Origin of the sequence: Pedobacter punctiformis (assembly GCF_027213715.1) — a bacterium.
In the GTDB taxonomy this organism is placed as follows: domain Bacteria; phylum Bacteroidota; class Bacteroidia; order Sphingobacteriales; family Sphingobacteriaceae; genus Pedobacter; species Pedobacter punctiformis.
The window spans coordinates 279,896-301,500 of the sequence record NZ_JAPWGM010000002.1 but is presented as its reverse complement, the minus strand read 5'-3'; the positions used below and the strand labels follow the sequence as shown (position 1 = coordinate 301,500).

General features: G+C 36.3%; 25 protein-coding genes. 15 read left to right on the top strand and 10 right to left on the bottom strand.

The window, feature by feature from the left end:
* The first annotated feature begins 59 nt into the window (after positions 1-59).
* Positions 60-560, top strand: a complete 501-nt coding sequence (locus O0955_RS07165) for a glycine zipper 2TM domain-containing protein (RefSeq protein WP_269426859.1) — start codon at positions 60-62, stop codon at positions 558-560.
* Between the two features lie 121 nt (positions 561-681).
* On the top strand, positions 682-984 hold the full coding sequence (locus O0955_RS07160; protein WP_269426858.1) for a Dabb family protein: 303 nt from the start codon (positions 682-684) through the stop codon (positions 982-984).
* A gap of 324 nt (positions 985-1,308) precedes the next feature.
* On the opposite strand, the gene O0955_RS07155 is transcribed toward O0955_RS07160, so the two are convergent.
* From O0955_RS07155 to O0955_RS07145, 3 genes are read right to left on the bottom strand one after another with little or no spacing between them, the layout of a single operon-like run.
* Positions 1,309-1,560, bottom strand: coding sequence for a hypothetical protein (locus O0955_RS07155; RefSeq protein ID WP_269426857.1), 252 nt, complete (start codon positions 1,558-1,560; stop codon positions 1,309-1,311).
* Positions 1,561-1,573: 13 nt separating this feature from the next.
* Positions 1,574-2,278 (bottom strand): DUF3291 domain-containing protein, encoded by a 705-nt coding sequence (locus O0955_RS07150; RefSeq protein ID WP_269426856.1) that lies wholly within the window; start codon positions 2,276-2,278, stop codon positions 1,574-1,576.
* Positions 2,279-2,280: 2 nt separating this feature from the next.
* Positions 2,281-4,449 carry a S46 family peptidase gene (locus O0955_RS07145; RefSeq protein WP_269426855.1) on the bottom strand — a complete coding sequence of 723 codons (2,169 nt, stop codon included), beginning with the start codon at positions 4,447-4,449 and terminating at the stop codon, positions 2,281-2,283.
* 143 nt (positions 4,450-4,592) lie between these two features.
* Between O0955_RS07145 and O0955_RS07140 the strand changes: the two genes are divergently transcribed.
* The 9 genes from O0955_RS07140 (at position 4,593) to O0955_RS07100 (ending at position 12,050) form a co-directional block, all read left to right on the top strand.
* Positions 4,593-5,072 (top strand): GAF domain-containing protein, encoded by a 480-nt coding sequence (locus O0955_RS07140; protein WP_269426854.1) that lies wholly within the window; start codon positions 4,593-4,595, stop codon positions 5,070-5,072.
* 14 nt (positions 5,073-5,086) lie between these two features.
* Positions 5,087-5,692: a DNA-3-methyladenine glycosylase gene (locus O0955_RS07135; protein WP_269426853.1), complete on the top strand. Its 606-nt coding sequence runs from the start codon at positions 5,087-5,089 to the stop codon at positions 5,690-5,692.
* A gap of 114 nt (positions 5,693-5,806) precedes the next feature.
* The gene (kynU, locus tag O0955_RS07130; RefSeq protein WP_269426852.1) at positions 5,807-7,102 is read left to right on the top strand and encodes a kynureninase; all 1,296 of its coding nucleotides are present in this window, start codon (positions 5,807-5,809) and stop codon (positions 7,100-7,102) included.
* A gap of 8 nt (positions 7,103-7,110) precedes the next feature.
* Complete coding sequence (locus tag O0955_RS07125; RefSeq protein WP_269426851.1) at positions 7,111-7,971, top strand: bestrophin family protein; 861 nt, start codon at positions 7,111-7,113, stop codon at positions 7,969-7,971.
* Positions 7,972-8,877 (top strand): histone deacetylase family protein, encoded by a 906-nt coding sequence (locus O0955_RS07120; RefSeq protein WP_269426850.1) that lies wholly within the window; start codon positions 7,972-7,974, stop codon positions 8,875-8,877. It begins immediately after the preceding gene.
* Positions 8,878-8,980: 103 nt separating this feature from the next.
* A complete protein-coding gene (locus O0955_RS07115; protein WP_269426849.1) occupies positions 8,981-9,676 on the top strand; it encodes a pseudouridine synthase in 696 nt (231 codons plus the stop codon).
* Between the two features lie 27 nt (positions 9,677-9,703).
* Positions 9,704-10,285: a hypothetical protein gene (locus O0955_RS07110; protein WP_269426848.1), complete on the top strand. Its 582-nt coding sequence runs from the start codon at positions 9,704-9,706 to the stop codon at positions 10,283-10,285.
* 54 nt (positions 10,286-10,339) lie between these two features.
* Entirely contained in the window at positions 10,340-11,074 is a 735-nt protein-coding gene (locus O0955_RS07105) for a hypothetical protein (RefSeq protein WP_269426847.1), read from the top strand.
* A 34-nt stretch (positions 11,075-11,108) separates the two neighbouring features.
* Complete coding sequence (locus O0955_RS07100; RefSeq protein WP_269426846.1) at positions 11,109-12,050, top strand: hypothetical protein; 942 nt, start codon at positions 11,109-11,111, stop codon at positions 12,048-12,050.
* On the opposite strand, the gene O0955_RS07095 is transcribed toward O0955_RS07100, so the two are convergent.
* From O0955_RS07095 to O0955_RS07085, 3 genes are all read right to left on the bottom strand, one after another.
* Positions 12,043-13,413, bottom strand: a complete 1,371-nt coding sequence (locus O0955_RS07095) for an MATE family efflux transporter (RefSeq protein ID WP_269426845.1) — start codon at positions 13,411-13,413, stop codon at positions 12,043-12,045. The genes O0955_RS07100 and O0955_RS07095 overlap by 8 nt on opposite strands.
* 215 nt (positions 13,414-13,628) lie before the next feature.
* Positions 13,629-14,258 (bottom strand): AlbA family DNA-binding domain-containing protein, encoded by a 630-nt coding sequence (locus tag O0955_RS07090; RefSeq protein ID WP_269426844.1) that lies wholly within the window; start codon positions 14,256-14,258, stop codon positions 13,629-13,631.
* An 11-nt stretch (positions 14,259-14,269) separates the two neighbouring features.
* Positions 14,270-14,755 carry a PaaI family thioesterase gene (locus O0955_RS07085; protein WP_269426843.1) on the bottom strand — a complete coding sequence of 162 codons (486 nt, stop codon included), beginning with the start codon at positions 14,753-14,755 and terminating at the stop codon, positions 14,270-14,272.
* 79 nt (positions 14,756-14,834) lie between these two features.
* Between O0955_RS07085 and O0955_RS07080 the strand changes: the two genes are divergently transcribed.
* The 4 genes from O0955_RS07080 to hemF all read left to right on the top strand — a co-directional run bounded on the left by O0955_RS07080 (position 14,835) and on the right by hemF (position 17,864).
* Positions 14,835-15,143, top strand: coding sequence for a phosphoribosylpyrophosphate synthetase (locus O0955_RS07080; RefSeq protein ID WP_269426842.1), 309 nt, complete (start codon positions 14,835-14,837; stop codon positions 15,141-15,143).
* A gap of 74 nt (positions 15,144-15,217) precedes the next feature.
* Positions 15,218-15,427 carry a coproporphyrinogen III oxidase gene (locus O0955_RS07075; RefSeq protein ID WP_269426841.1) on the top strand — a complete coding sequence of 70 codons (210 nt, stop codon included), beginning with the start codon at positions 15,218-15,220 and terminating at the stop codon, positions 15,425-15,427.
* Between the two features lie 169 nt (positions 15,428-15,596).
* A complete protein-coding gene (locus O0955_RS07070) occupies positions 15,597-16,826 on the top strand; it encodes an MFS transporter (RefSeq protein ID WP_269426840.1) in 1,230 nt (409 codons plus the stop codon).
* Between the two features lie 144 nt (positions 16,827-16,970).
* Complete coding sequence (hemF, locus tag O0955_RS07065; RefSeq protein ID WP_269426839.1) at positions 16,971-17,864, top strand: oxygen-dependent coproporphyrinogen oxidase; 894 nt, start codon at positions 16,971-16,973, stop codon at positions 17,862-17,864.
* Here hemF and O0955_RS07060 read toward each other — a convergent pair.
* The 4 genes from O0955_RS07060 to O0955_RS07045 form a co-directional block, all read right to left on the bottom strand.
* Positions 17,861-18,559, bottom strand: a complete 699-nt coding sequence (locus tag O0955_RS07060) for an endonuclease V (protein ID WP_269426838.1) — start codon at positions 18,557-18,559, stop codon at positions 17,861-17,863. The genes hemF and O0955_RS07060 overlap by 4 nt on opposite strands.
* Positions 18,560-18,622: 63 nt before the next feature.
* On the bottom strand, positions 18,623-19,012 hold the full coding sequence (locus O0955_RS07055) for a VOC family protein (RefSeq protein WP_269426837.1): 390 nt from the start codon (positions 19,010-19,012) through the stop codon (positions 18,623-18,625).
* 236 nt (positions 19,013-19,248) lie between these two features.
* A complete protein-coding gene (locus tag O0955_RS07050; RefSeq protein WP_269426836.1) occupies positions 19,249-20,394 on the bottom strand; it encodes a tetratricopeptide repeat protein in 1,146 nt (381 codons plus the stop codon).
* Positions 20,395-20,499: 105 nt separating this feature from the next.
* Positions 20,500-21,582: a tetratricopeptide repeat protein gene (locus O0955_RS07045; RefSeq protein WP_269426835.1), complete on the bottom strand. Its 1,083-nt coding sequence runs from the start codon at positions 21,580-21,582 to the stop codon at positions 20,500-20,502.
* Positions 21,583-21,605 lie beyond the last annotated feature (23 nt).

Genomic DNA, 21,605 nt, shown 5'->3' with positions numbered 1-21,605 from the left:
AATACACCCTAAATGAAACAGCGAAATCAGTATGATCTGATTTCTAAAAAATTAAAGTCATGAAAAAGATATTAGTCGTATTAGCCTTAAGTTCTGTAATGTTTGCATGTAATAATAAGGCAAAGGAAGAGGCTGCAGTAAAACAACAAGAAATTGAAAAGCAAGCAGCCATTAAAGCGGTTAAAGATAGTTTGCGTTTAGATAGCTTTAATAAAGCAGAAGCTGCTAAAAAAGAACTGGCCGCTAAAGAAAAACAAGAAGCTGAATTGGCAGCGGCAAGAAGATCAGCAATAGCTTCTTCAGGCTCACATTCAGGTTCCGGATCAGGAGGTAGTTCTTCTTCTTATGGTGGTACACAACCAACAGCTAAGAAAAAAGGCTGGAGCGATGCCGCAAAAGGAACCTTAATTGGTGGTGCAGCCGGTGCAGTAGGTGGTGCATTAATTGATAAGAAAAAAGGAAGAGGTGCTGTTATTGGTGGCGTTGTAGGTGCAGGTACCGGTTATTTAATCGGTAGAGGTGAAGATAGAAAATCAGGAAGAGTACAACCTAAAAACTAATACACTTTAAAATACATTAAGGCGGCTATAAAATTATAGCCGCCTTTTTTTATGCTTAAATATCATTCCTATATTTAAGAAAATTTTTAATGTGATAACTGATAAAAACAGCAAGGGCCAGATGCAACACTATGTATTGTTTTGGCTAAAACCCCAGCTTAATCAAGAGGAGATTGCAACATTTGCCAATTTTTTTGAAAGCCTTAAACGCATTCCGTACCTGAAAAGTTTGCATTATGGATTAGCGGCCAATACACCGGTCCGTACGGTTACAGATAATTCTTTTACCTATGCGCTCACCATTACATTTGCATCAATTGAGGATCACAATACTTATCAGGAAGATCCGGTTCATTTAGAAGCCGTAGAAAAGTTTTCTAAATATTGGTATAGAGTAGTAGTTCATGATTCACTCATTTCTTAAGTTTGATTTAATTAAATTTAAAGTTTGGTACTCAAAAGTATCTTTGCAAATGTTGTTGAAACGATAATTTACAAATCAATAAAAAAGCCCGGTATATGAGCTATACCGGGCTTTGTTTTATAATATTTGGCGGTTTTATCCGACAGAATATTGTTTTGTTAATGAGTTTAATGTATTTATTTTCAGTTATTTAACTTATTATATATAAACTTTTAATTAATATATTGAAGTTTTAGTGATCAATTTTAGGTTAAAAATTCAGAATATTATTTTGTTTTACGTAATTACCATCTGTAAATCAATTAGTTATATGTTATTTATTGACTAATATTGGTGCCTTTTGTATGCATTGGTAAAATCTGCACGCATTAATTTAAACCTTTCAATTACTGTTGCAATAAATTCCTCATCGAGTATTTCGAATACATCATTTACACCTCCTCCACTTAAATCCAGTTCAGCTAATTTATAACTCTGTTCAAAAGTTCCCTGCTCAAATTTTACAATGTATTTTTGATTCATGGAGAAAATGGAAATCTTACATTCCGGATGTGGAAGCTCTGCTATAACCCTCATATGATTTTAATTTTTAATTGTTGTTCTCTAAATTTTCAATTTTAACACCGTTTAAAGTTCCCTGGTATCCCAGTATTTCGAAGCGTGCAAAAAGCTCCTCACTATACCATTTTCTCTCTCTGGTGAGCTTAATGACTTGGGCATGGTCTAGAGATTTATAAGCGTAGTTTTTCATACTTTCTGTATCTTCCCAAATCGAGAAGGTGGCTTGCCTGAAAAAGGGTGCTTCGCCAATTCCTGCAGAAATTATAAATCCGGGGGCAACTCTCATGGCTTCAGCTGCCTTTTTAATGTTTTGTTTAAATTCTTTTACTTTATTAAACCGGATGGCCGCCCGGGTAATTACCGCTATCTTTCCAGCAGACTTAGTCTGACTGGCTTCTGTATTGAAAGGTTGTTTGCCCGACCATAAGCCATGACCGGATATTGGTTTTAAAAAAATAGTGAATTCTTCTTTTCCGAAAAGACGAAACCACTTCATTACAAATGAATTTTTATAAAAAGCGTCGCAGTGTGTTTTATCGTTCCAGGTGGTTAAAACGGCCCAATGTTTAAAGTCGGGTGCTTGGTCTACCTGGGCATCTTTACCGCTTCCCATTAGTTTCCAAAAGCCACATTTCCGATTAATCCATAATGGTAAGCGCAAAACAGCCATCCCTAAAAATGAAAAAGGGATGGCTGCAGTACGATATTTCGTAATGGTTAGCGCTGTAATCATGATTAAAGTTTTACCCCAATTTCCTTTAAAAGAAAATCAGCTTTATCTATTTTCTGAGCTACCCATAAAACATAACGGATATCTACACCAATAGAGCGGCTATAACTTTCGTTCCACGCATAATCGTTAATCGTTGCTTCATAGGCCCTGTCGAAGTTTACCCCGATTAACTCACCATAAGCATTCATAATAGGAGAGCCTGAATTGCCTCCTGTGGTATCCATGTTATATAAAAATGATACCGGAACATCTTTTAAGTCTTTTTTGGCGAAATTTCCAAAATCTTTGGCCTCCCAAAGCGTTTTAATTAGCGCCGGATAAGCAAATTCAGGATTTCCGGTAGCACCTTTCTCTAAAATCCCTTTAATTGTGGTGTACGGGCGCATATAACTCGCATCTGCAGGAGAGTAGCCACGTACATAGCCATAAGTGAGGCGCAGTGTACTGTTGGCATCAGGAATGAAATCTTTCTTCAAAAATTTCTCCTTTACATTTACATAATCTCCCATTAACTTATTTACAACTCCTTCGCGTCGGTCTTTTTCGGGTTTTAATTCCTGTATCTGTTTTGCAATATCTTTTTCAAAAACCAGAATGGCATCATTGTAATCGCTAATGCTTTTTGGGCTTTTTAAAAGGCTATTTACTACGTAATTCTGATCTTTTAATTTGGTTAATCCAAAGGCGTCATTAATAAAATCATCGGTCAATGTTTCGCTGTTGGCGCCTTTGTTGGTAATCTTATCCGTAGCTACAACCCTTTGGTTAGGTTTAAATTTAGAAGCATCCAATACCATGCGTTTAAATATTCTTCTGTCGGCATCAATATCATAAGCTTCATAAATGCCTGCTAAAGCTGTTTTGAGTTTAGGCAGGTTCTGCTCAAAGAAAGCTTGTTTTTTATCTGTAGGCACTTCATCCATAGCTGTTTTAAAAGCATTAATGTTTTTAGCTACATTTAACAAACTGGTAGAAGTATAGATCTGGCCAAGCCATAAATCGCGGTTGGCATCACCATTAATCAATTTATAAGTTTGATCAATATCATTCATCAGCGTGCCGTACTTTGCCTTTAAATTTACATCGTTGTTAATAAAAGCAGCCAATGCAGCATCTTCCTGTTCTTTTTGAGCAATTAAACCAATACCTTTTAAACCTTTTAACTTACCGCGGTAGTTTTTCAGTACATTGGCATTTCTCTTGATCCTGGTAGCCAGCTTAAGTTCAGTAGTTTTATCTTTTTTACCAACACTTTCCATTGTTGCGTTTTGATAATCGTATAATTCTGACGTGTATGGCAATAAATAATCCTGTTGATATTCAATGTAGGCCGCCGGGCGATGACGGAACGTACGGCCCGGATAACCCAAAATAAAGACAAAATCTTCTTCATTGGTTCCATTCGGATTAACCTTTAAAAACTTTTTAGGTTTATAAGGCACGTTTTCCTTTGCGTATTTAGCCGGTTTTCCATCAGGTGATACATAAGCTCTCATAAAAGAGAAATCGCCCGTATGACGTGGCCAAACCCAGTTATCTGTCTCGCCACCATATTCTCCAATGTTTCTGCTGGGTACATAAACCAAGCGCACATCCTGAATGGTTTTGTAACGGAATAAAACATAAGATTTGCCAATAAACATTTCAGAAACCTCTGCTTTAATAGTAGGATCTTTCTTTTCAGCGTCTAAGGCAATGTTTTTCATTACCTCATTAATTAGTTTTATTCTCGATGCCGGATCGTCAATTTGCGCAATAGCACCTAAAACCTGATCAGAAACGTCTTCGTAACTATCGGTAATGCGGCAGGTTAGTCCCTTGGCTTCAATTTCACGTTCCCGGGTATTGGCTACAAAACCATCCGTTAAATAATCATGCTCAGGGGTACTTGCCAATTGTACAGCACTAAAAGCGCAATGATGGTTGGTCACAATTAAACCTTCGTTGGAGATAAATGATCCGGTACAGCCACCAACGTTTACAAGCGCATCTACTAAACTGGGTGTTCCGGGATTATAAATTTCATTTTGATCAATCTTTAAACCTGCTTTTTTTAAATCAAGTTTATGTATTTCACTTAATGGAAACATACCTTCGTCTGGCGGACTATAAGCCAATTGTGTTAAGCCTAAGCAAAGCAATGAAGTAAAGATTAAGGTTTTCTTATTCATTTGGGTGTGATTTTGATGTTTAAATGCCAAAACTAAGGATTTTAAGCAACGTTATAAATTTTATTGTTGTAAGGTTGTAATGTTTTGGAGATTGGGCAGGGAACATAATTGTAATTTTTAACTTTGTGGGATATACAATTTTTATGGCTGAAGACTTAACGATAAACAGAGGTACGACTAAAGAAGAACAGTATCAATCACTATTACCGCAAATTGAAGCTTTATTAGCCGGAGAAACGGATTTTGTAGCCAATATGGCCAACGCCTGTGCGGCATTAAAAGAACAATTTAATTGGTTTTGGGTAGGTTTTTATTTAGTTAAACAGGATGAACTGGTTTTAGGGCCTTTTCAGGGACCGGTAGCCTGCACCCGGATTCAAAAAGGAAAGGGTGTATGCGGAAGTTCGTGGGCAGAAGCAAAAACCTTAATTGTACCTGATGTTGAAGCGTTTCCAGGGCATATTGCCTGCAGTTCTTTATCGCAATCGGAAATTGTTTTGCCGTTGATTAAAAATGGTGAAGTAATCGGTGTACTGGATGTAGATAGCGAGCATTTGAATCATTTTAATACAACAGATCAGGTTTATTTAGAAAAGGTTATCTCTATTTTGTTAAATCATTAGATTATATAAGTACATTGAAGCTAAAGCCCGAATATTATTTAAATGAAGATGTTGTTGCCCTGGCCAAAGATCTTTTGGGTAAGGTGCTTTACACTCAAATTAATGGCGAAATCACTTCGGGCATTATTGTAGAAACTGAAGCTTATTTTGGTATTAAAGACAAGGCCTCTCACGCTTATGGCGGTCGCCGTACCAACCGGACGGAAGTAATGTTTAACCAAGGGGGGATTGCTTACGTTTATCTTTGTTACGGCATGCACAATTTGTTTAATGTGGTTAGTTCAGTAAAAGATGATCCTCACGCTGTGCTTATTCGTGCTGTTGAGCCATTAGATGGTAAGAAAATTATAGAAGAACGCCGTAATATGCCCTTTACGAAAGCAGCGATTTCATCAGGGCCAGGTTCTGTTGCAAAGGCTTTAGGTATTGACCGTTCTTTTAACACTAAAGATTTAAATGGTACCGAGATTTGGATCGAAGATCATCAGATCACTTACCAGGATGAAGAAATTGTTGCAGGTCCGAGAGTGGGCATTGCCTACGCAAAGGAACATGCCTTATTACCCTGGCGCTTTTTTGTGAAAGGAAATAAATATGTAAGCAAGCCGAATAAGGTATAATTAATGCAACAAAGCCTTCAGGTTTTTATAACTAAACAGAGAATTTAACTTTATTTAAACTTCTTATAGAGCAGGATTGGAAACAATACCTGCTTTTTTTGTAATATTGAAGCAATGAATTTTGAAAACAATCTGGCTTTTGCAAAAGCAATGGATGAAGCCGACGAGCTCCGCGGATTTAGAACACAATTTCTATTTCCAAATCAAAACGGAAAACAATTTATATATCTGTGTGGTAATTCTTTAGGATTACAACCTAAAGTAGCACATGAGGTTTTAAAAAGACAACTGGATAACTGGGAAAACCATGCCGTTGAGGGTTGGTTTGAAGGAGAAACCCCCTGGATGTTTTATCATAAGGAGTTAAAAAAGTTAATGGCACCGATAGTTGGCGCTTCTCCGGCTGAGGTTTGTCCAATGAACACGCTAACGGTTAATCTTCATTTGCTGATGGTTAGTTTTTACCAACCCAAAGGCAACAGGTTCAAAATTATTATGGAAGGCGGCGCATTTCCTTCCGATCAGTATGCCATTGAAAGCCAGGTTAAGTTTCATGGATATAAACCTGAAGAGGCCATTATTGAGGTTTTTCCAAGAGCAGGTGAAGAAACTTTAAGAACAGAGGATATTCAGGCTCAAATCAGGTTGCATGGCGACGAACTGGCTTTGGTGCTGTTTGGTGGGATAAATTATTACACCGGACAATGGTTTGATATGGAAGCCATCACCAAAGTTGGCCACGAAGTGGGCGCCATTGTAGGTTTTGATTTAGCTCATGCTGCCGGAAATGTTCCGGTTAAATTGCACGATTGGAATATTGATTTTGCCTGCTGGTGTTCATATAAATATCAAAATTCTGGTCCAGGCGGCATAAGTGGGATTTTTGTTCACGAAAAACATTTTACAAATACAGCACTGAACCGCTTTGCCGGCTGGTGGGGTTATCAGGAAAACCAAAGGTTTAAAATGGAAAAAGGATTTGTTCCTGAAGTTGGAGCAGATGGCTGGCAGGTGAGTTGCACGCAGGTAATGCCTATGGCTTTATACCATGCCTCGCTTCAAATATTTGAAAAGGCAGGCTTTATTCAGCCTTTAAGAAACAAGAGTATTACTTTAACCAATTATCTTCAATTTATTATAAATGAAGTAAATATAGAATTAGGCGAGGAGCAATATAAAATTATAACTCCAAAGGATTCGAAAGATCGTGGTGCGCAACTTTCTATTATTGCAAGGGAAAAAGGAAAGGAAATTTTTGATGGTTTAGTGGACAATCATATTCTTGGCGATTGGAGAGAACCCGATGTTATTCGTTTAAGTCCCATTCCGCTGTACAATTCTTACGAAGATATATTCCTTACCGGAAAGGCTTTACTTAACGTGAGCACAACTATTTTAGGCACCAAATAAATTCTAAAATGATTAATTACAACCCAAAAGACTGGTCAACCTTTATTTTTCATGTCCATAAGGCCGATACTTTTAGAAAATTATGGCCGCTTATGCTTGGTGTAGCCTTTTTTTCAGGTGCTATTGCGTATATTGAATTGCATTTTCTGCAACTTTCTAAAAGCAGTTATGTAACCAATGTAGGCATGATGCACAGTTTGCTGGGTTTTGTAATTTCCATGCTGCTGGTATTCAGAACCAATACTTCGTATGACCGTTGGTGGGATGGACGTAAGCTTTTAGGCGCCCTGACTAATGTTAGCCGCAATTTTGCTATGAAAATTAAGGCCCTTAAATTAACTGAAGAAGATGTTAAATTTTTCGAATATGGAATTCCCAAGTATGCTTTTGCACTAAAAGAACATTTAAGAGAGAAGAAGTATTTTGGCAAAAACAGCTTTCTGATTGAGGTGGAAGAGGGTAAACACATTCCCAATCAAATTGCCTCGAGTATGATTATGAGGTTATATGAGTTATTAGAAAGAAACCTGATTTCGCAGGAACAGCTGATTATTTTAACACAGGATGTTAACCAGTTTACCGATATTTGCGGTGGCTGCGAAAGGATCAAAAACACACCAATTCCGTATTCTTACAGTGCATTTATTAAAAAATTCATCTTTATTTACGTCATTACCTTACCCATTGGATGGGTATTTAGTTTAGGCTATTTTTTGGTGCTAATTGTTCCTTTTATCCTTTATGTACTGGCAAGTTTAGAGTTGATTGCGGAAGAAATAGAAAATCCGTTTGGACAGGATGCCAATGATTTGCCGGTGGACGAAATTTGCAACAATATTGAAAAACATGTAGAGGAGATTTTGGCGTAAATGATTAAAATTGCCTGGCATCCCTTATATGCACATCCCTTACCTGAGGGACATCGGTTTCCTATGCTCAAATACGAGCTCATTCCTGAACAATTGCTGCATGAAGGAACAATTGAGCAGGCCAATCTATTTAGCCCTGATTTAGTAACGGAAAAAAATGTATTGCTCACACACCAAAAAGAATATTGGGAACAGCTTAGAGATTTAACACTTCCGCCAAGAGAACAACGTAGAATTGGTTTTCCTTTAAATGCACAGTTGGTAGAGAGAGAATTGAGAATTGCACAAGGAACCATTGATGGGGCAAATTATGCCTTATCGAATGGTATTGCTTTTAATGTTGCCGGAGGTACCCATCATGCAGGCCACAGTTGGGGCGAAGGATTTTGCTTATTAAATGATCAGGCAATTACAGCTAATTACTTGTTAAATAATAAAATAGCTAACCGAATCTTAATTATTGATTTAGATGTACATCAGGGCAATGGAACTGCAGAAATTTTTATAAATGAGCCCAGGGTATTTACTTTCTCCATGCATGCGGATAAGAATTTCCCTTTCAGAAAAGAACAATCAGATTTAGATGTTCCTTTAAATGATGGCCTGGGTGATGAGGAATACCTGAAACTTTTAGAAGGCCATCTTAAGGACGTATTTGAGCAACACCATCCTGATTTTGTTTTCTATTTATCTGGTGTAGACGTTCTTTCTACCGATAAACTTGGAAAACTGGCGATGAGCAAAGCAGGTTGTAAAGAGCGTGACCGGATGGTTTTTAAAATGTGTATGGATAAAAAAGTCCCGGTTCAGGTGAGTATGGGCGGAGGATATTCTAAAGACATTAAAGATATTGTTGATGCACATTGTAATACTTTTAGGCTGGCTTTTGATATGTTTAATGTATAAGCAGTAAGAAGAACTGACTAACAGATCTGAATGAGGGTAACACATTCTGAAACTATAATTCTAATTAAAGCAATATCCTTATCTTCGCCTTCTTTTTAAAATTATGCTTGAAATTTTATACCAGGACGAATATTTAATTGCAATCAATAAACCTCATGGTTTGCTGGTTCATCAATCGGCTATTGCCAGAGATGCAACGGAGTTTGCTTTGCAAATGCTTCGCAACCAGGTTGGCAAGCATGTAAGTCCGGTTCACCGACTGGATCGTAAAACAGGCGGTATCTTATTATTTGCTTTCGATAAAGATGCAGAAAAAGCAATGCACCAGCAATTTATGACTGCGGAAGTCAGCAAAAAATACCTGGCTATTTTACGGGGTTTTACACCCGATGCAATGGATATTGATTATCCGCTGGCAAAAGAAAATGGCACAATTCAGGACGCTTTTACCTCTTTTATAACGCTTCAAAGGGCTGAAATTGCGGTTGCTTTTGGCAAACATCCAACTTCGCGATATTCGTTGGTTGAGGCTACACCACTAACCGGAAGAATGCATCAGTTAAGAAAGCATTTTAGCCATATTTTACATCCCATTATTGGTGATAGGACACATGGATGCAATAAACAGAATAAATTTTTTAAGGAGCAGTGGCAAATGACCACTATGTTGCTGCACGCTTCTGAATTGCAGTTTATCCACCCAGTAACTCAGAATAAAATTCATATTAAAGCCAATATTCAGGATGAATTTAAACGGGTAATGGATTTTATGAACCTGAATTATACTAAATTAATTTAAAGAAATATAACCTTAAACAGTAGTCTGATGAATAGATTTTTATGCTTATTTGTTTTAGTGTGCAGTGCTAAATTTTCCTTCTCGCAGATTAAAAACGATTATGTGATCACCAGCAAGGGGGATACCATCCGCTGTGAAATTAAAGAAGAAATATTTGGTGCTATAAAGTATAAAGCAGAAGGTTCTGATCGTTACATTAAGGTTAAGCCGAAAGAAATTAAAGAATATTTTTACAGCAAATATGAACATCCTTATGTTTCGATAATCTTTCCGAATGGTTATTCGACCTTTTTAGAGCGTTTAGAAACCGGAAAAATTAATCTCTATCAGCAACTCAGAACTTCAACTATGATGAGTGGGAAAACGGCAATGGTATCCAGTACAACGGATATTCAATGGTATGCGGAAAAAGGCGAATCAGGTTTCAAGCTTATTAAAACAAATCACATTATTAATATCTCTAACAGCAAAAAGGACCGTAAAGCCACATTAAACGAATTTATTGCAGATAACACAGCGCTTTCTGCTCAGTTTAAAGATGCTGATACTTATGCTTTTAACGAAATCAGAAAGATTATTAAAACTTATAATGAACAGGCTTTAAAGTAATTTCTAATTCCTTAACACAATATTTAGTCCTTTTTATCTGTTAATATAACATCTATGATTAAATTCCTGCGTCTGATTATCCCTGTTTTAGCGCTTTTTGCAAGCGGTTGTTCTTCAGTTTATATGCCAAATGTTCCTAATACGCCTATGTTAAGCAAGCAAGGCGAATTTAGCGGTGGCGGACATATTTCTTTAAAAGGCAATACCAGTATTAATGGAGCCTATGCCGTTTCTGATCATGTTGGTGTTCTTTTTAGTGGCTCGGCAATGAGTAACGAAAGAAGAGGTAAAGATTTTAAACACAAGCTGATTGAAATTGGTGGTGGATATTTTAATACTTTTGGCCCGGATGATAACCGGATTATAGAAATATATGGGGGAGTGGGCAAGGGCTGGAGCGACATTACTTACCGCGATTTTGAAAAAGATGTAGTGGTTAGTACCCAATTGCAGGATGTTGATTACCGTAAAGCATTTATTCAGGTTAACTACAGCTCCAAGAAAAAGGACAACTTAAAGCTTTTTGGCACTAATTTTCCAATTAATTACGGAACAGCCCTTCGCATCAGCCATGTAACTATGGATAGATTTTTTATAAATGGGGTGGTGCAACCCAAAGAAGATAATATTTTCTTTGAACCCATTTTCTTTACGCGTATGGCATTAAGTAAAGTTATACAGCTACAATATACCACCAGCAGTAATATTGGCTTAAAAAGCCGGAAATATATGTCAGCTGGCAATTCTATATTTACCATTGGTGTGGTGGTAAATGTTGGTGGAAAATAATTAATCATAAACTAAGTTTGGTTAAATTTAGCGTATGAAATTATTCCTGTTTATTCTTTTTGTTGGTTTTTCAATTCAGTTAAAGGCTCAGGTTTCTTTTGAACAGAAATTCAATTCTTTAAAACAGCTTAAATTAGATTCAGGAGTAACGCTCACTTTTGATGAGCCACCCCGGCTTAGTAAGGCAAAACCGTTAAAGGTGATTATTTTTGCTTTACCCAATGGCAACAATACGGCTCAATCCTTCGGAAAAAATACTTCGGCATCGGATGACTGGCATTTTAACATCCAGCATATCGGTGCACAAACCGAACTGATCAGAAAGGTAGATCCGGCAACAAATTACGTAGTGATTTATCTTGAAAATAATTTAAAAAGCTGGCCGGCATGGCGAAGAAAATACAGCAACAGCAACGAGTTAATCAATAATGTAGTTCGTTGTATTGCTGATCAATATCAAAAATATCATCCTAAATTAACTTTAACCGGTCATAGCGGAGGAGGAAGTTTTATTTTTGGTTACCTCAATGCGAATCCTAAAATATCAGATCTGATTGAGCGAATTGGCTTTTTAGATGCTACATATGCTTACGAAACCGATTTGCACCGTGACAAACTTAACAACTGGCTTAAAAGCAAGCAGCATTACTTACAGGTTATTGCTTACAATGATAGTACTGTGGTTTTAAATGGCAAACCAATTGTATCACCTACAGGTGGCACCTGGTACCGGAGCAAACTGATGGTTAAAGATTTAAATGAGAAATTTATTTTCAATCAAAATGATAAAAAACTAAGCTGGAAATCTGATCAGACCGGTTTTATTTTAATTAAAAATCCGGATGGAAAAATTTTTCATACTGTTTTAGTTGAAAGGAATGGTTTTATCCATCTAATTTTTAGCGGAACAAAATTAGAAGAAAATAATTATAAATTCTGGCAGGAGCGGGCCTACACAAAATATATTCTTAATTAGCTTCAATCTGCTTGTTTAGCATTCTTGTTTTATTCTGAAAGCGAAGAAATAGTAGGATAGAGGCTGTTAAAAGGCCTAAAGTTAACCCATACCAAATGCCGTTTACGCCTAAACCAAAAACAATACCCAATAAATAGCCAACCGGAATGCCAATAACCCAATAAGCCAGGAAAGTGATAAAGGTAGGTATATTTACGTCACCTAAACCTCTCAGCACACCTAAACCAACGACTTGTGTTCCATCAAACAACTGAAAAAAGCCGGCAATAATTAATAATTGAGCAGCAATTTTAATAACGGCTAAATCATCTGTAATGATAAAAGGCAGTAACTGATTGGCAAAAATGAAAATAATAGCGGTCACCGTCATAAAAGCTAAAATTACATGGTAACTGGCAATGGCCGATTTGCGTAAATCAACAAAGTTGCTCTTGCCAAAATTATTACCGGTTTTAATGGTTGCTGCAGAAGCTACACCACTCGCAATCATATAAGTCATGGCGGCCAAACTAATGGCAATTTGGTGTGCAGCCTGTTCTACCGCACCAATAGTTCCAATTAAAACCGCTGCGCCACTAAATGCACTAATTTCAAATGAATATTGCATAGCTACCGGCATACCTATTTTTATAATTTTAAGCGCCCTTATTTTATCAAAAAATGTGGCTTTAAAACTAACCAGGTATTTTTTAAAGTTTTGCGATCTTAAAACATAAACCGTCATCACGATAGCCATTAAAATACGATCGATTAGTGTACTTAAACCAACTCCTTTAACCCCCATTGGTGCAATTCCGAACATGCCCTTTACAAAAATAACCCCTAAAATTACATTCAGCATGTTACCCCATATAGAAACAAACATGGCTTGCTTGGTAAAACCTAATCCTTCGGCAAACTGTTTAAAAGTTTGAAAAATAAGCAGTGGAATAATGGAAATGGCCAGTAAACTTAAATAGGGTTTGGCATATTTTACTACTGCGGGTGTTTGGTCAAGGTGATCTATAATTAACAAAACGCCGAAATGCACCAGGATATACAGTACTATTCCAACGATTAAGTTAATGATTAAACTGTTGGACAGTAATTTTCCGCATTCGGTATAATTTTGCCTGCCGTTTTCTTGTGCAATTAGCGGGGTTAAGCCATAAGAAATACCCAAACCGATAACTAAAACCAACATAAAAATACTGTTTACCAAAGATACAGCGGCCAATTGTTCGGTATCGGTAAAATGCCCGACAATAATACTATCGGCCATATGTACAAGCGTATGCCCCAGCTGAGAACCTACAATTGGCAGGGCCAGGTGAAGATTTTCTTTGTAATAAGATTTATATTTAGTATAGAAAGTAGATGACATTGGGTAGTTGCTTCAAAAAATCAATAATAAGTTATGCTCTATTGTCTGTTCAGATTGTAACGAAAAACCTTCGGACAATGAAATACCGGCTAAATGAAAGCTGATTGTACAATGGATAATGGTTTAGAGATTCTTCGCGATGCCCGGAATGAAAAACCAATAATAACAATAAGAGATTGCAAAAATCGGATTTTTAAACCGCATTAAAAAAGATATTATTTAACAGCTGTGAAAAACTCTTCCTTTTCGGTGGTATGCGATTTTATAACATTGGTTAAAATAAGGTTAACCAATATTTTTTGTGCTTTGCGATAGGAGCACCGCAAAAGTTTACTTAATTCTTTTAGGGTGATTTTATCATTTTCGCTTAAAAATTCCAGCAGTTTCTTCTCATTATCAGAATAAGAAATCATTACACCATTATTTTTCTGGTCTTGTTTTAAAACATCCAGAATAATGCGGCTGGCTAAAACACTTTTATCATCAATGCGAATATAAGCCCACCATTTTTTCTGATCGTCCAAAGCATAGTGGGGTTTGGTATCGCTTTCGGGGATATTGGCCACCAATACAAGTTTATTATCTACATACACTTCTTCAAAAGAGGGTTCTAAAGCGGGTTTGCAAAACTGATGGGCAGATTTAAGAATCATATATTTTTCTTCTTCTTCAGATTTTACACCCTTAATGCTCCCGTCATCGGCTACGCCAATTAATAATTTGCCACCTTTATTATTAGCGAAGGCAACAAGACTTTTAGCTATTTTCTCATTATTGGTAATCGTTTTCTTAAAATCAAGGCTAACACCTTCGCCCTGCAAAATTAAATTCTTAATACCAGCCATAAATCATCAAATTAGTAAGCAACACGGGGTGTTTCACCCTGATGCAGGTTTCGGATATATACTTCGTTCATTACAGTAGCACACAACTCACCATCCTTATTGGTAATTTCCATTGGGTAAGCCTTCACAAATTTGCCTACGGTTTTAAGGGCTTGCTCAGCCTCAGCAATCATTTCATCGCTAATGTTAATGGTAAAATAAAGGGTAGACCGGCCAGGCTTTAAATATTGTATGGAAGCACTTTTTAGCCATACACGAACTTTAAAACCACGTCTTTGCATAAGCTGATCAAATAGCAGTGCATAAAAAGGATCTGTTGCTGCATAAATGGTACCACCAAAAATAGAGCCATTGTAATTCTTATTCCAAATGCTTTTACTTAGCTTAACGGTACAGCTTCTAAATTCGTTTTCGAACTTTTTAACCCAAATGCGCTGAAAGAATAAGGGCGGATAAAAGCGCATTACCCATTTAAGGGTGTTTTGAGAAATGATCATAATGGCTAATATCAGAAAGTTTTATCAGGTTTTAAAGTTTTGAAGATGATGTTTAAGTAATATTTTGGTAAATTAGACTATGCATATTTACGATACAGTTACTGCGGCACTTGCCGGCCTTGATAAAAGAGGTTATGAATTAGATTTTAACCTTACGCCGGAATATCTGGAGTGTAAAGAAATTGATTTACGCCTAATGCCCGAAGAATTTGAGATTGATGAGGTGTACCGTTTCGAGGGTATGACAGATCCGGCCGATAGTGCTGTTGTATATGCAATTTCTTCGAATGTGGGCAATTTAAGGGGTGTTTTAGTAGATGGTTACGGGGTTTATGCCGAAAATGTTTCGCCAGAATTGCTCAATAAATTAAAGATTCATCACGGCTGAATAAATTACACTGCCAAAGAAAAATAAAACCAAATGACTATAAGGTTGTTAAATTTATAGTTAACATTAAAACTATGAAAAAAATAATCTTAAGTCTTGCTTTTGCGGGTTCTTTAATGATCGCTGCATCAGCATGCAATTCATCAAAAAATATGGCTGGTTCTTCAGACAGTACGACGATGGATTCCACTAAAATTCCGCCATTGGATACTACCAAGAAAAATCCGGCGGACACCTCTAAAAAAACGCCACCTGATACAACAAAACATATGCCGCCAATGTAGGGGCATACCAAGAGGGGGTATCCATAAATATAAATCTGTGATCCCGAGCCTGTCGAAAGCATTTTTAAGCATTCAACTGGTTTAAGATAGCGGAAATAAATTTATGATACCCCTTCTTTTTATTTGGATGAATTTGTACTTTCAGCAATTAAATTCAACCAGATAATAAATGGAATCCCAAACAGCAAACAATCGTAATATCATTTTTTTAGTTATCGTAGCCGCACTTGGCTATTTTGTAGATATTTACGATCTCGTGCTGTTTTCAGTAGTGCGTGTAAAAAGCTTAACTGAAATTGGTGTTTCGGCATCGGATTTAAAGGAAAACGGAATTTTCATTATCAATATGCAAATGTTCGGACTCCTTTTAGGCGGTTTGTTATGGGGGATTTTGGGCGATAAGCTGGGCAGAATAAAAGTTCTTTTCGGTTCCATTTTATTATACTCGCTGGCAAATATCGCCAATGGTTTTGCAAATTCTGTAAACAGCTATGCCATTATTCGTTTTATTGCAGGTATAGGTTTAGCAGGCGAATTGGGTGCAGGTATTACCCTGGTTACCGAAACCATGGATAAAGAAAAACGTGGCTACGGAACCATGATTGTCGCCGGCGTGGGTTTATTGGGAGCGGCGGCAGCAACTTTAATTTCAGAAAATTTTACCTGGCAAACTTCTTATTTTGTTGGCGGCGGAATGGGTATACTTTTACTTTTATTAAGGGTTGGTACATTCGAATCGAGCATGTTTAAAAATGCAGTAAAATCTTCTGAAGTATCAAAGGGGAATTTCTTCATGCTTTTCAGCAATAAAAAACGATTTCTAAAATATTTATATTGCATTTTAATTGGTATTCCGCTGTGGTTTGTGGTTGGTATTTTAGTTACTCTTTCTCCTGAATTTGGGAAAGAACTACATTCAACTGAACCTTTAAATGCCGGAACGGGAATTATGTTTACCTATTTTGGAATTGCCATAGGCGATGTGGTGACTGGCTTATTGGCTCAGGTTTTAAAATCGAGGAGAAAAACAGTCTTCATTTTTCACCTTCTATCTGCCATAAGTGTAATTGTTTACCTGACGAGTTATGGTTTAAATGGTCAGACTTTTATTTATTTATGCTTATTTATGGGCTTTTCAGTAGGGTATTGGGCAACTTTTGTAACCATTGCTGCAGAACAGTTTGGAACCAATATCCGGGCAACAGTTACAACCACGGCTCCAAATTTCGTAAGGGGCGCATTAATTCCAATTAATTTTCTGTTTCTGTTTTTGGCGAAGAAATACAGTAACATTACTGCCGGCTTTATCTTAATGGCCATTTTAACGGTAATTGCAGTTTTTGCACTTAGCCAGTTAAAAGAAAGTTTCAATAAAGATTTGGATTACCTGGAAGAATAGCCTTTATTCTTTTTTCGTGATAAATTTGAATATGCTGACAATTGCATATCATTTGATCAACTGTCAACAGATTGTACTATCTAAACTTAAATCGAAATAGCTAAATGAATAGCCTTAAATTTGTTTTACAAAAGACGAGGAGCCATGTTTAAAGAAGAGGTAGCAGAAAGATATCAGCAAATTCAGGATGAGATTTGCAGAGGGTTAGAAATTGCTGATGGAAAAGGCAAATTCGAGGAAGAACTTTGGCAACGTGAAGGTGGAGGAGGAGGTCGTACCCGCATTATGCAAAAGGGCAATATTATTGAAAAGGGTGGGGTAAACTTTTCTGCTGTTTACGGTAAACTTCCTGAAGCCATAAAAAAGGCTTTTAACGTGAGTGAAGAAGATTTTTTTGCAACCGGGGTTTCTATTGTTATTCATCCAAATCATCCTTTGGTACCCATTATTCACATGAATATCAGGTATTTTGAACTGAATGAAAACACCCGTTGGTTTGGTGGTGGTATTGATTTAACGCCACATTATGTTTTTGAAAACGACGCCCGTTTCTTTCATCATAAGCTAAAAGATGCCTGCGATGAGTTTAATCCTGAGTTTTATCCAAAGTTTAAAACACATGCTGACGACTATTTCTTTATTAAACACCGTGAAGAAACCCGTGGTGTTGGTGGAATTTTTTATGACCGGTTGAAACCGGAGAACACAAATTTAACCTGGTCGGAAATATTAGATTTTTCAATAAACATTGGCGAAACTTTTCTGCCGGTATATACTGAACTGATTGACAGAAACCGCGATAAAGAATTTACAGCGCAACAAAAAGAATGGCAGTTTCAGCGTCGGAGCCGGTATGTAGAGTTTAATCTGGTTTACGATTCAGGAACTAAATTTGGTTTGGAAACCAATGGAAGGATAGAATCGATTTTAATGAGTTTACCTCCGCAAGCCAATTGGGGGTATAATATTCAGCCTGTAAAAGGTTCGGAAGAAGAAAAAACACTTCAATTATTAAAAAAAGGAATTAACTGGATTTAAAATAGGGTTAGGGGCTGATCTTTAATATGAAAACCAGCCTTTAATTTACCCGTTCTAAAATCATTTACCAGATCGTGAATTAACCGAGTAGGTTCAGGTATTCTGTAATTTCCGATACATTTTTTAATCACAGCTAGGGCCTGTTCAGTCGTAATTAAATGGCCTGCTGATACATAAACCGGTTTATTATTGTCTTTGGTTCTTAAAGCATAACCCAAAGTTTCACCGTGACTTTTTATTTCTGCAGCACTAAACTTAGATTTCTCCGGCAGGTGATTATCGCCATATAAAATGCTTTTGGCGCAACCAATAGTTGCCTGGTTGGTAAGTACGCCAAAATGTGAGGCAACACCCATTCGTCGGGGATGTAGAATCCCGTTGCCATCCAGTACTACAACATCCGGTTTTACCGGAATCAAATCCCACACTTTTAACAATGCAGGTACTTCTTTAAAACCCAAATATCCGGGTTGGTAAGGAAAAGTTGTTTCGTACGTTTCGAGTGCGTAAGATTGTACAATCAGCTCCGGAAAACTTAAAATCACTATTCCGGCATACATAGTCGAACTGCCTTTATTAAAAGAAATATCAGCTCCGCCAATCGTATTAATCCTTTTTAATGGCTGTAAAATAAGTTTCCTGGATAGGGCTATTTGTAAAGCATCGGCTTCAGGAAGGGTAAAGTGATCGTACATGGTTAAAAATAAATATAAAATCTAACCGGCTTAATAGTGTGTTGCGGTATCCTTTTAATCTGCTTACTTCCATTTTAAAATGTTAAACTTATGTCCGTCAGGATCGGTAAAGGCACAACCATACATGCCTTGAAAGCCTTCTGGTGGGCTAAACACATTACCACCGGCATCCTTTACTTTTACAGCCCAGTCGTTAACCTCAGCCTCAGTTTCTGCCGAGATCGAAAATATAACTTCGTTGCCTTTGCTGAGATCAGATAAATCACTTTTCATCGCTTTTTTTAAATTTTCATCTTTAAAAAAGTGAATCACAAAATCGTCATCGCCAAATAAAAAACTGGTTAACTCATCACTTTTTTGCCCCGGAGTTTTCTTAAAACCCAGTTTAGTGTAAAACTCTTCAGTTCGTTCTAAATTTTTAACGCCTAAATTGGCCCATATCTGTATTTTCATAATTAATATGTTTTGAATGTATTGATTATCACAAATTTCTAAAGATTACTAATGCATTGTAGGTGGTATAAACGACAACTTACAGGGGCAAAAGTGACAATAAAACACCTAAAAATAAATAACCAAGAATTCATATTAAATGTTTGTTTATTTTTAAATGAATTAATGTCTTATAATTAATATTATGTTAACTTGTAAAAAATATATCACTCACCTCTTGATCATTTTATTAAATATTAAAATTCCTGAAGTTTTCTTTTTAGTTCCTGTACTTTGTCTAACGCGTTTTTACGGGTGTAAATATCGATTAGCAATTGAACTGTTTTACGATCGTTGGGATTAATTTCATTTGCACGTTGTAAAGCAAATTGTGCACGGTTAATTAACGAACTATACTGAGCATTTTTATCAGCGCTATTTTTCTTTAAAACGTCGTTTGCAGTATTGATATATGCTAAGCTTAATTGATAAAGTGCATCAAAGTAATTCTGATCTTTTACCAAAGCTTTATCGTAAGCTGAAATTGCCGAAGAATTATTTCCTTTTACTTGCTGTAAATAACCATACAGAAAAAATAAAAGTTTATTTCCTTTTTCAACTTTTAAATTATTATCAATTAAAGTCTGTGCTTTATCGTAATTTTCGGTATCTAATAAAAGATTAATATAATCATTGGTTAAGAAATGATTATAAGGATTAAACGCTAAACCATCTTCTAAGGTTTTAACAGCTGTTTCATTATCAAATTTTGAAACATACATTTCGGCCATTTTTTGATAAACAGCCGGATTTTTTATTCCATTATCTTTAGCTCTCTTGAAAAACTTAAGAGATTCATCGTAATTTTGGATATTTAATGCACAAATCGCTGTATTTAAGGCTAATGTAGTATCAGCAGGGAAATTGTCGCTTACCTCTTTTAAATCATCAAAAGCCTCTCTGAACTCGTTTTTAAAATAGGAAGCAGTTCCCCTATCCTGCTTTTTTATTAAAATATTGTGCTGGGATGCCTTAATCAAACCTGCATTATCTTCATATTTATCCTGCTCTTTTGCCTGTTTTACTGCAGCAACAGCTAAATCATAATATCTTTCTGAATTTGCCGGATCTGTATCGATTAACGAAGCATAAGATGTTAAGTAAGACTTAATTGACCAGGTTTCGGGCCAATTCATGGTTTTTTTATCTTTTTCGGCTGATTCTGATGCTTTAAGCCCTTCTGCAATGATTGTTAATTGTTTTTTCTCATCCTCTTTATTCGCTATTGAAGCCTGTAGTTTACCTACTGCATTTCTGGCAATAAGAATCTGGCTTTTTTGAGCGTAAGCACTACACGAAATAAATACTAAAAACGGAATCAATAATTTAAAACGACTTTGCATAAGAAAATATAAATTAAGCAATAAGCACCCGGCTAAAAACGTAAAAATAATCAAAAAAAAAGAGTCCTGATAAAATCAAGACTCTTTTTTTAATTAATTGGTCGATTACTGTTTAGGCAATGCATCTAAACGTTTCTTAATGTCATCATAATTTTTTGTGTCATTTTTGAAGGCATAGATTGTTTTCAAAGTTTCTAAAGCACCCTGATTGTTTGCATCAACCGCTAGTGCTTTTTTGTAATATGGTAATGATTTATCTAACAAGCCAGTCATTTTCGCTGTTACCTCATTAAATTCTTTAACTTTTTTAGGGTCAATTTTATTTCTGTCAGTCTGTAATTTTAAAGCCTGAGTGAAATAAATATTGCCTAATAAAACCTGATAATTTGCATTATTCGGTTCTTTAACGGCTAATGCGTTTAACATTTGCTCCGATTTTGCAGCATCACCTTTGTCAATATAAATTTGAGTTTCAGTTTTAATAAAATCTGCATTATCCGGATATTTAGCACCTGCTTCTTTCAGCAACTCTAAACCGGCAACTGTATCTTTTTGCTTTTTCAAAGTCATATCAATAACTTCTGCATACAACTCTTTAGACTGAGGAGAATTTAAAGAAATTACTTTTTTAAATTGTTTAATGGCATTAGGATAATCCTCAAGGTTTCTGGCTGCAATACCTGCATTTAAATACATTGCTGTATCGGTTGGATTAATTACAGTTGCCTCAACGAATTTTTCGTAAGCTGTTTTAAAATCGTTTTTGGTATAAGCCATTACACCGCCATTTCTAACCGCGTTTGCAATATTAGTTTCAGCTAAAGTGATATTTTCTTTCTCTGCATTTTTAGTATCTAATTTTTTAGCTTCTGTAATTGCATCCTGAGCAAGTTTAATGTTTGCATTTGCGTTTGCAGCATCGGTAGTATCTAAAACAGCTACTGATGAAGTTAGTAATGCACGGTATGACCATGCTTCAGGAATTACTTTAGATTTCTCATCAGCAATAGCCTTATCAGTGTGTGCTATTGCCGCTTTTAAAGATTCTAATTTTTTAGGCAAAGGTAAGCCCTGGCCCATGGCCTGAAAAATACCCCAGGCTTTTTTAGCCTCCGCAATTTCGCTTTTCTGCGCAAATGTTAAGGTGGCTGCACCTACAAACAATATACTAAGAATTACTTTTTTCATAATTAATATTATACTTTTTTTAT

Coding starts and splice junctions, on each gene's coding strand:
- O0955_RS07085 (WP_269426843.1), bottom strand. CDS start 14,755: ATGATCATTTCTCAAAACACCCTTAAATGGGTAATGCGCTTTTATCCG.
- O0955_RS07095 (WP_269426845.1), bottom strand. CDS start 13,413: ATGTCATCTACTTTCTATACTAAATATAAATCTTATTACAAAGAAAAT.
- O0955_RS07120 (WP_269426850.1), top strand. CDS start 7,972: ATGATTAAAATTGCCTGGCATCCCTTATATGCACATCCCTTACCTGAG.
- O0955_RS07075 (WP_269426841.1), top strand. CDS start 15,218: ATGAAAAAAATAATCTTAAGTCTTGCTTTTGCGGGTTCTTTAATGATC.
- O0955_RS07140 (WP_269426854.1), top strand. CDS start 4,593: ATGGCTGAAGACTTAACGATAAACAGAGGTACGACTAAAGAAGAACAG.
- O0955_RS07145 (WP_269426855.1), bottom strand. CDS start 4,449: ATGAATAAGAAAACCTTAATCTTTACTTCATTGCTTTGCTTAGGCTTA.
- hemF (WP_269426839.1), top strand. CDS start 16,971: ATGTTTAAAGAAGAGGTAGCAGAAAGATATCAGCAAATTCAGGATGAG.
- O0955_RS07060 (WP_269426838.1), bottom strand. CDS start 18,559: ATGTACGATCACTTTACCCTTCCTGAAGCCGATGCTTTACAAATAGCC.
- O0955_RS07070 (WP_269426840.1), top strand. CDS start 15,597: ATGGAATCCCAAACAGCAAACAATCGTAATATCATTTTTTTAGTTATC.
- O0955_RS07150 (WP_269426856.1), bottom strand. CDS start 2,278: ATGATTACAGCGCTAACCATTACGAAATATCGTACTGCAGCCATCCCT.
- O0955_RS07165 (WP_269426859.1), top strand. CDS start 60: ATGAAAAAGATATTAGTCGTATTAGCCTTAAGTTCTGTAATGTTTGCA.
- O0955_RS07105 (WP_269426847.1), top strand. CDS start 10,340: ATGATTAAATTCCTGCGTCTGATTATCCCTGTTTTAGCGCTTTTTGCA.
- O0955_RS07155 (WP_269426857.1), bottom strand. CDS start 1,560: ATGAGGGTTATAGCAGAGCTTCCACATCCGGAATGTAAGATTTCCATT.
- O0955_RS07100 (WP_269426846.1), top strand. CDS start 11,109: ATGAAATTATTCCTGTTTATTCTTTTTGTTGGTTTTTCAATTCAGTTA.
- O0955_RS07125 (WP_269426851.1), top strand. CDS start 7,111: ATGATTAATTACAACCCAAAAGACTGGTCAACCTTTATTTTTCATGTC.
- O0955_RS07045 (WP_269426835.1), bottom strand. CDS start 21,582: ATGAAAAAAGTAATTCTTAGTATATTGTTTGTAGGTGCAGCCACCTTA.
- O0955_RS07110 (WP_269426848.1), top strand. CDS start 9,704: ATGAATAGATTTTTATGCTTATTTGTTTTAGTGTGCAGTGCTAAATTT.
- O0955_RS07115 (WP_269426849.1), top strand. CDS start 8,981: ATGCTTGAAATTTTATACCAGGACGAATATTTAATTGCAATCAATAAA.
- O0955_RS07050 (WP_269426836.1), bottom strand. CDS start 20,394: ATGCAAAGTCGTTTTAAATTATTGATTCCGTTTTTAGTATTTATTTCG.
- O0955_RS07080 (WP_269426842.1), top strand. CDS start 14,835: ATGCATATTTACGATACAGTTACTGCGGCACTTGCCGGCCTTGATAAA.
- O0955_RS07160 (WP_269426858.1), top strand. CDS start 682: ATGCAACACTATGTATTGTTTTGGCTAAAACCCCAGCTTAATCAAGAG.
- kynU (WP_269426852.1), top strand. CDS start 5,807: ATGAATTTTGAAAACAATCTGGCTTTTGCAAAAGCAATGGATGAAGCC.
- O0955_RS07055 (WP_269426837.1), bottom strand. CDS start 19,012: ATGAAAATACAGATATGGGCCAATTTAGGCGTTAAAAATTTAGAACGA.
- O0955_RS07090 (WP_269426844.1), bottom strand. CDS start 14,258: ATGGCTGGTATTAAGAATTTAATTTTGCAGGGCGAAGGTGTTAGCCTT.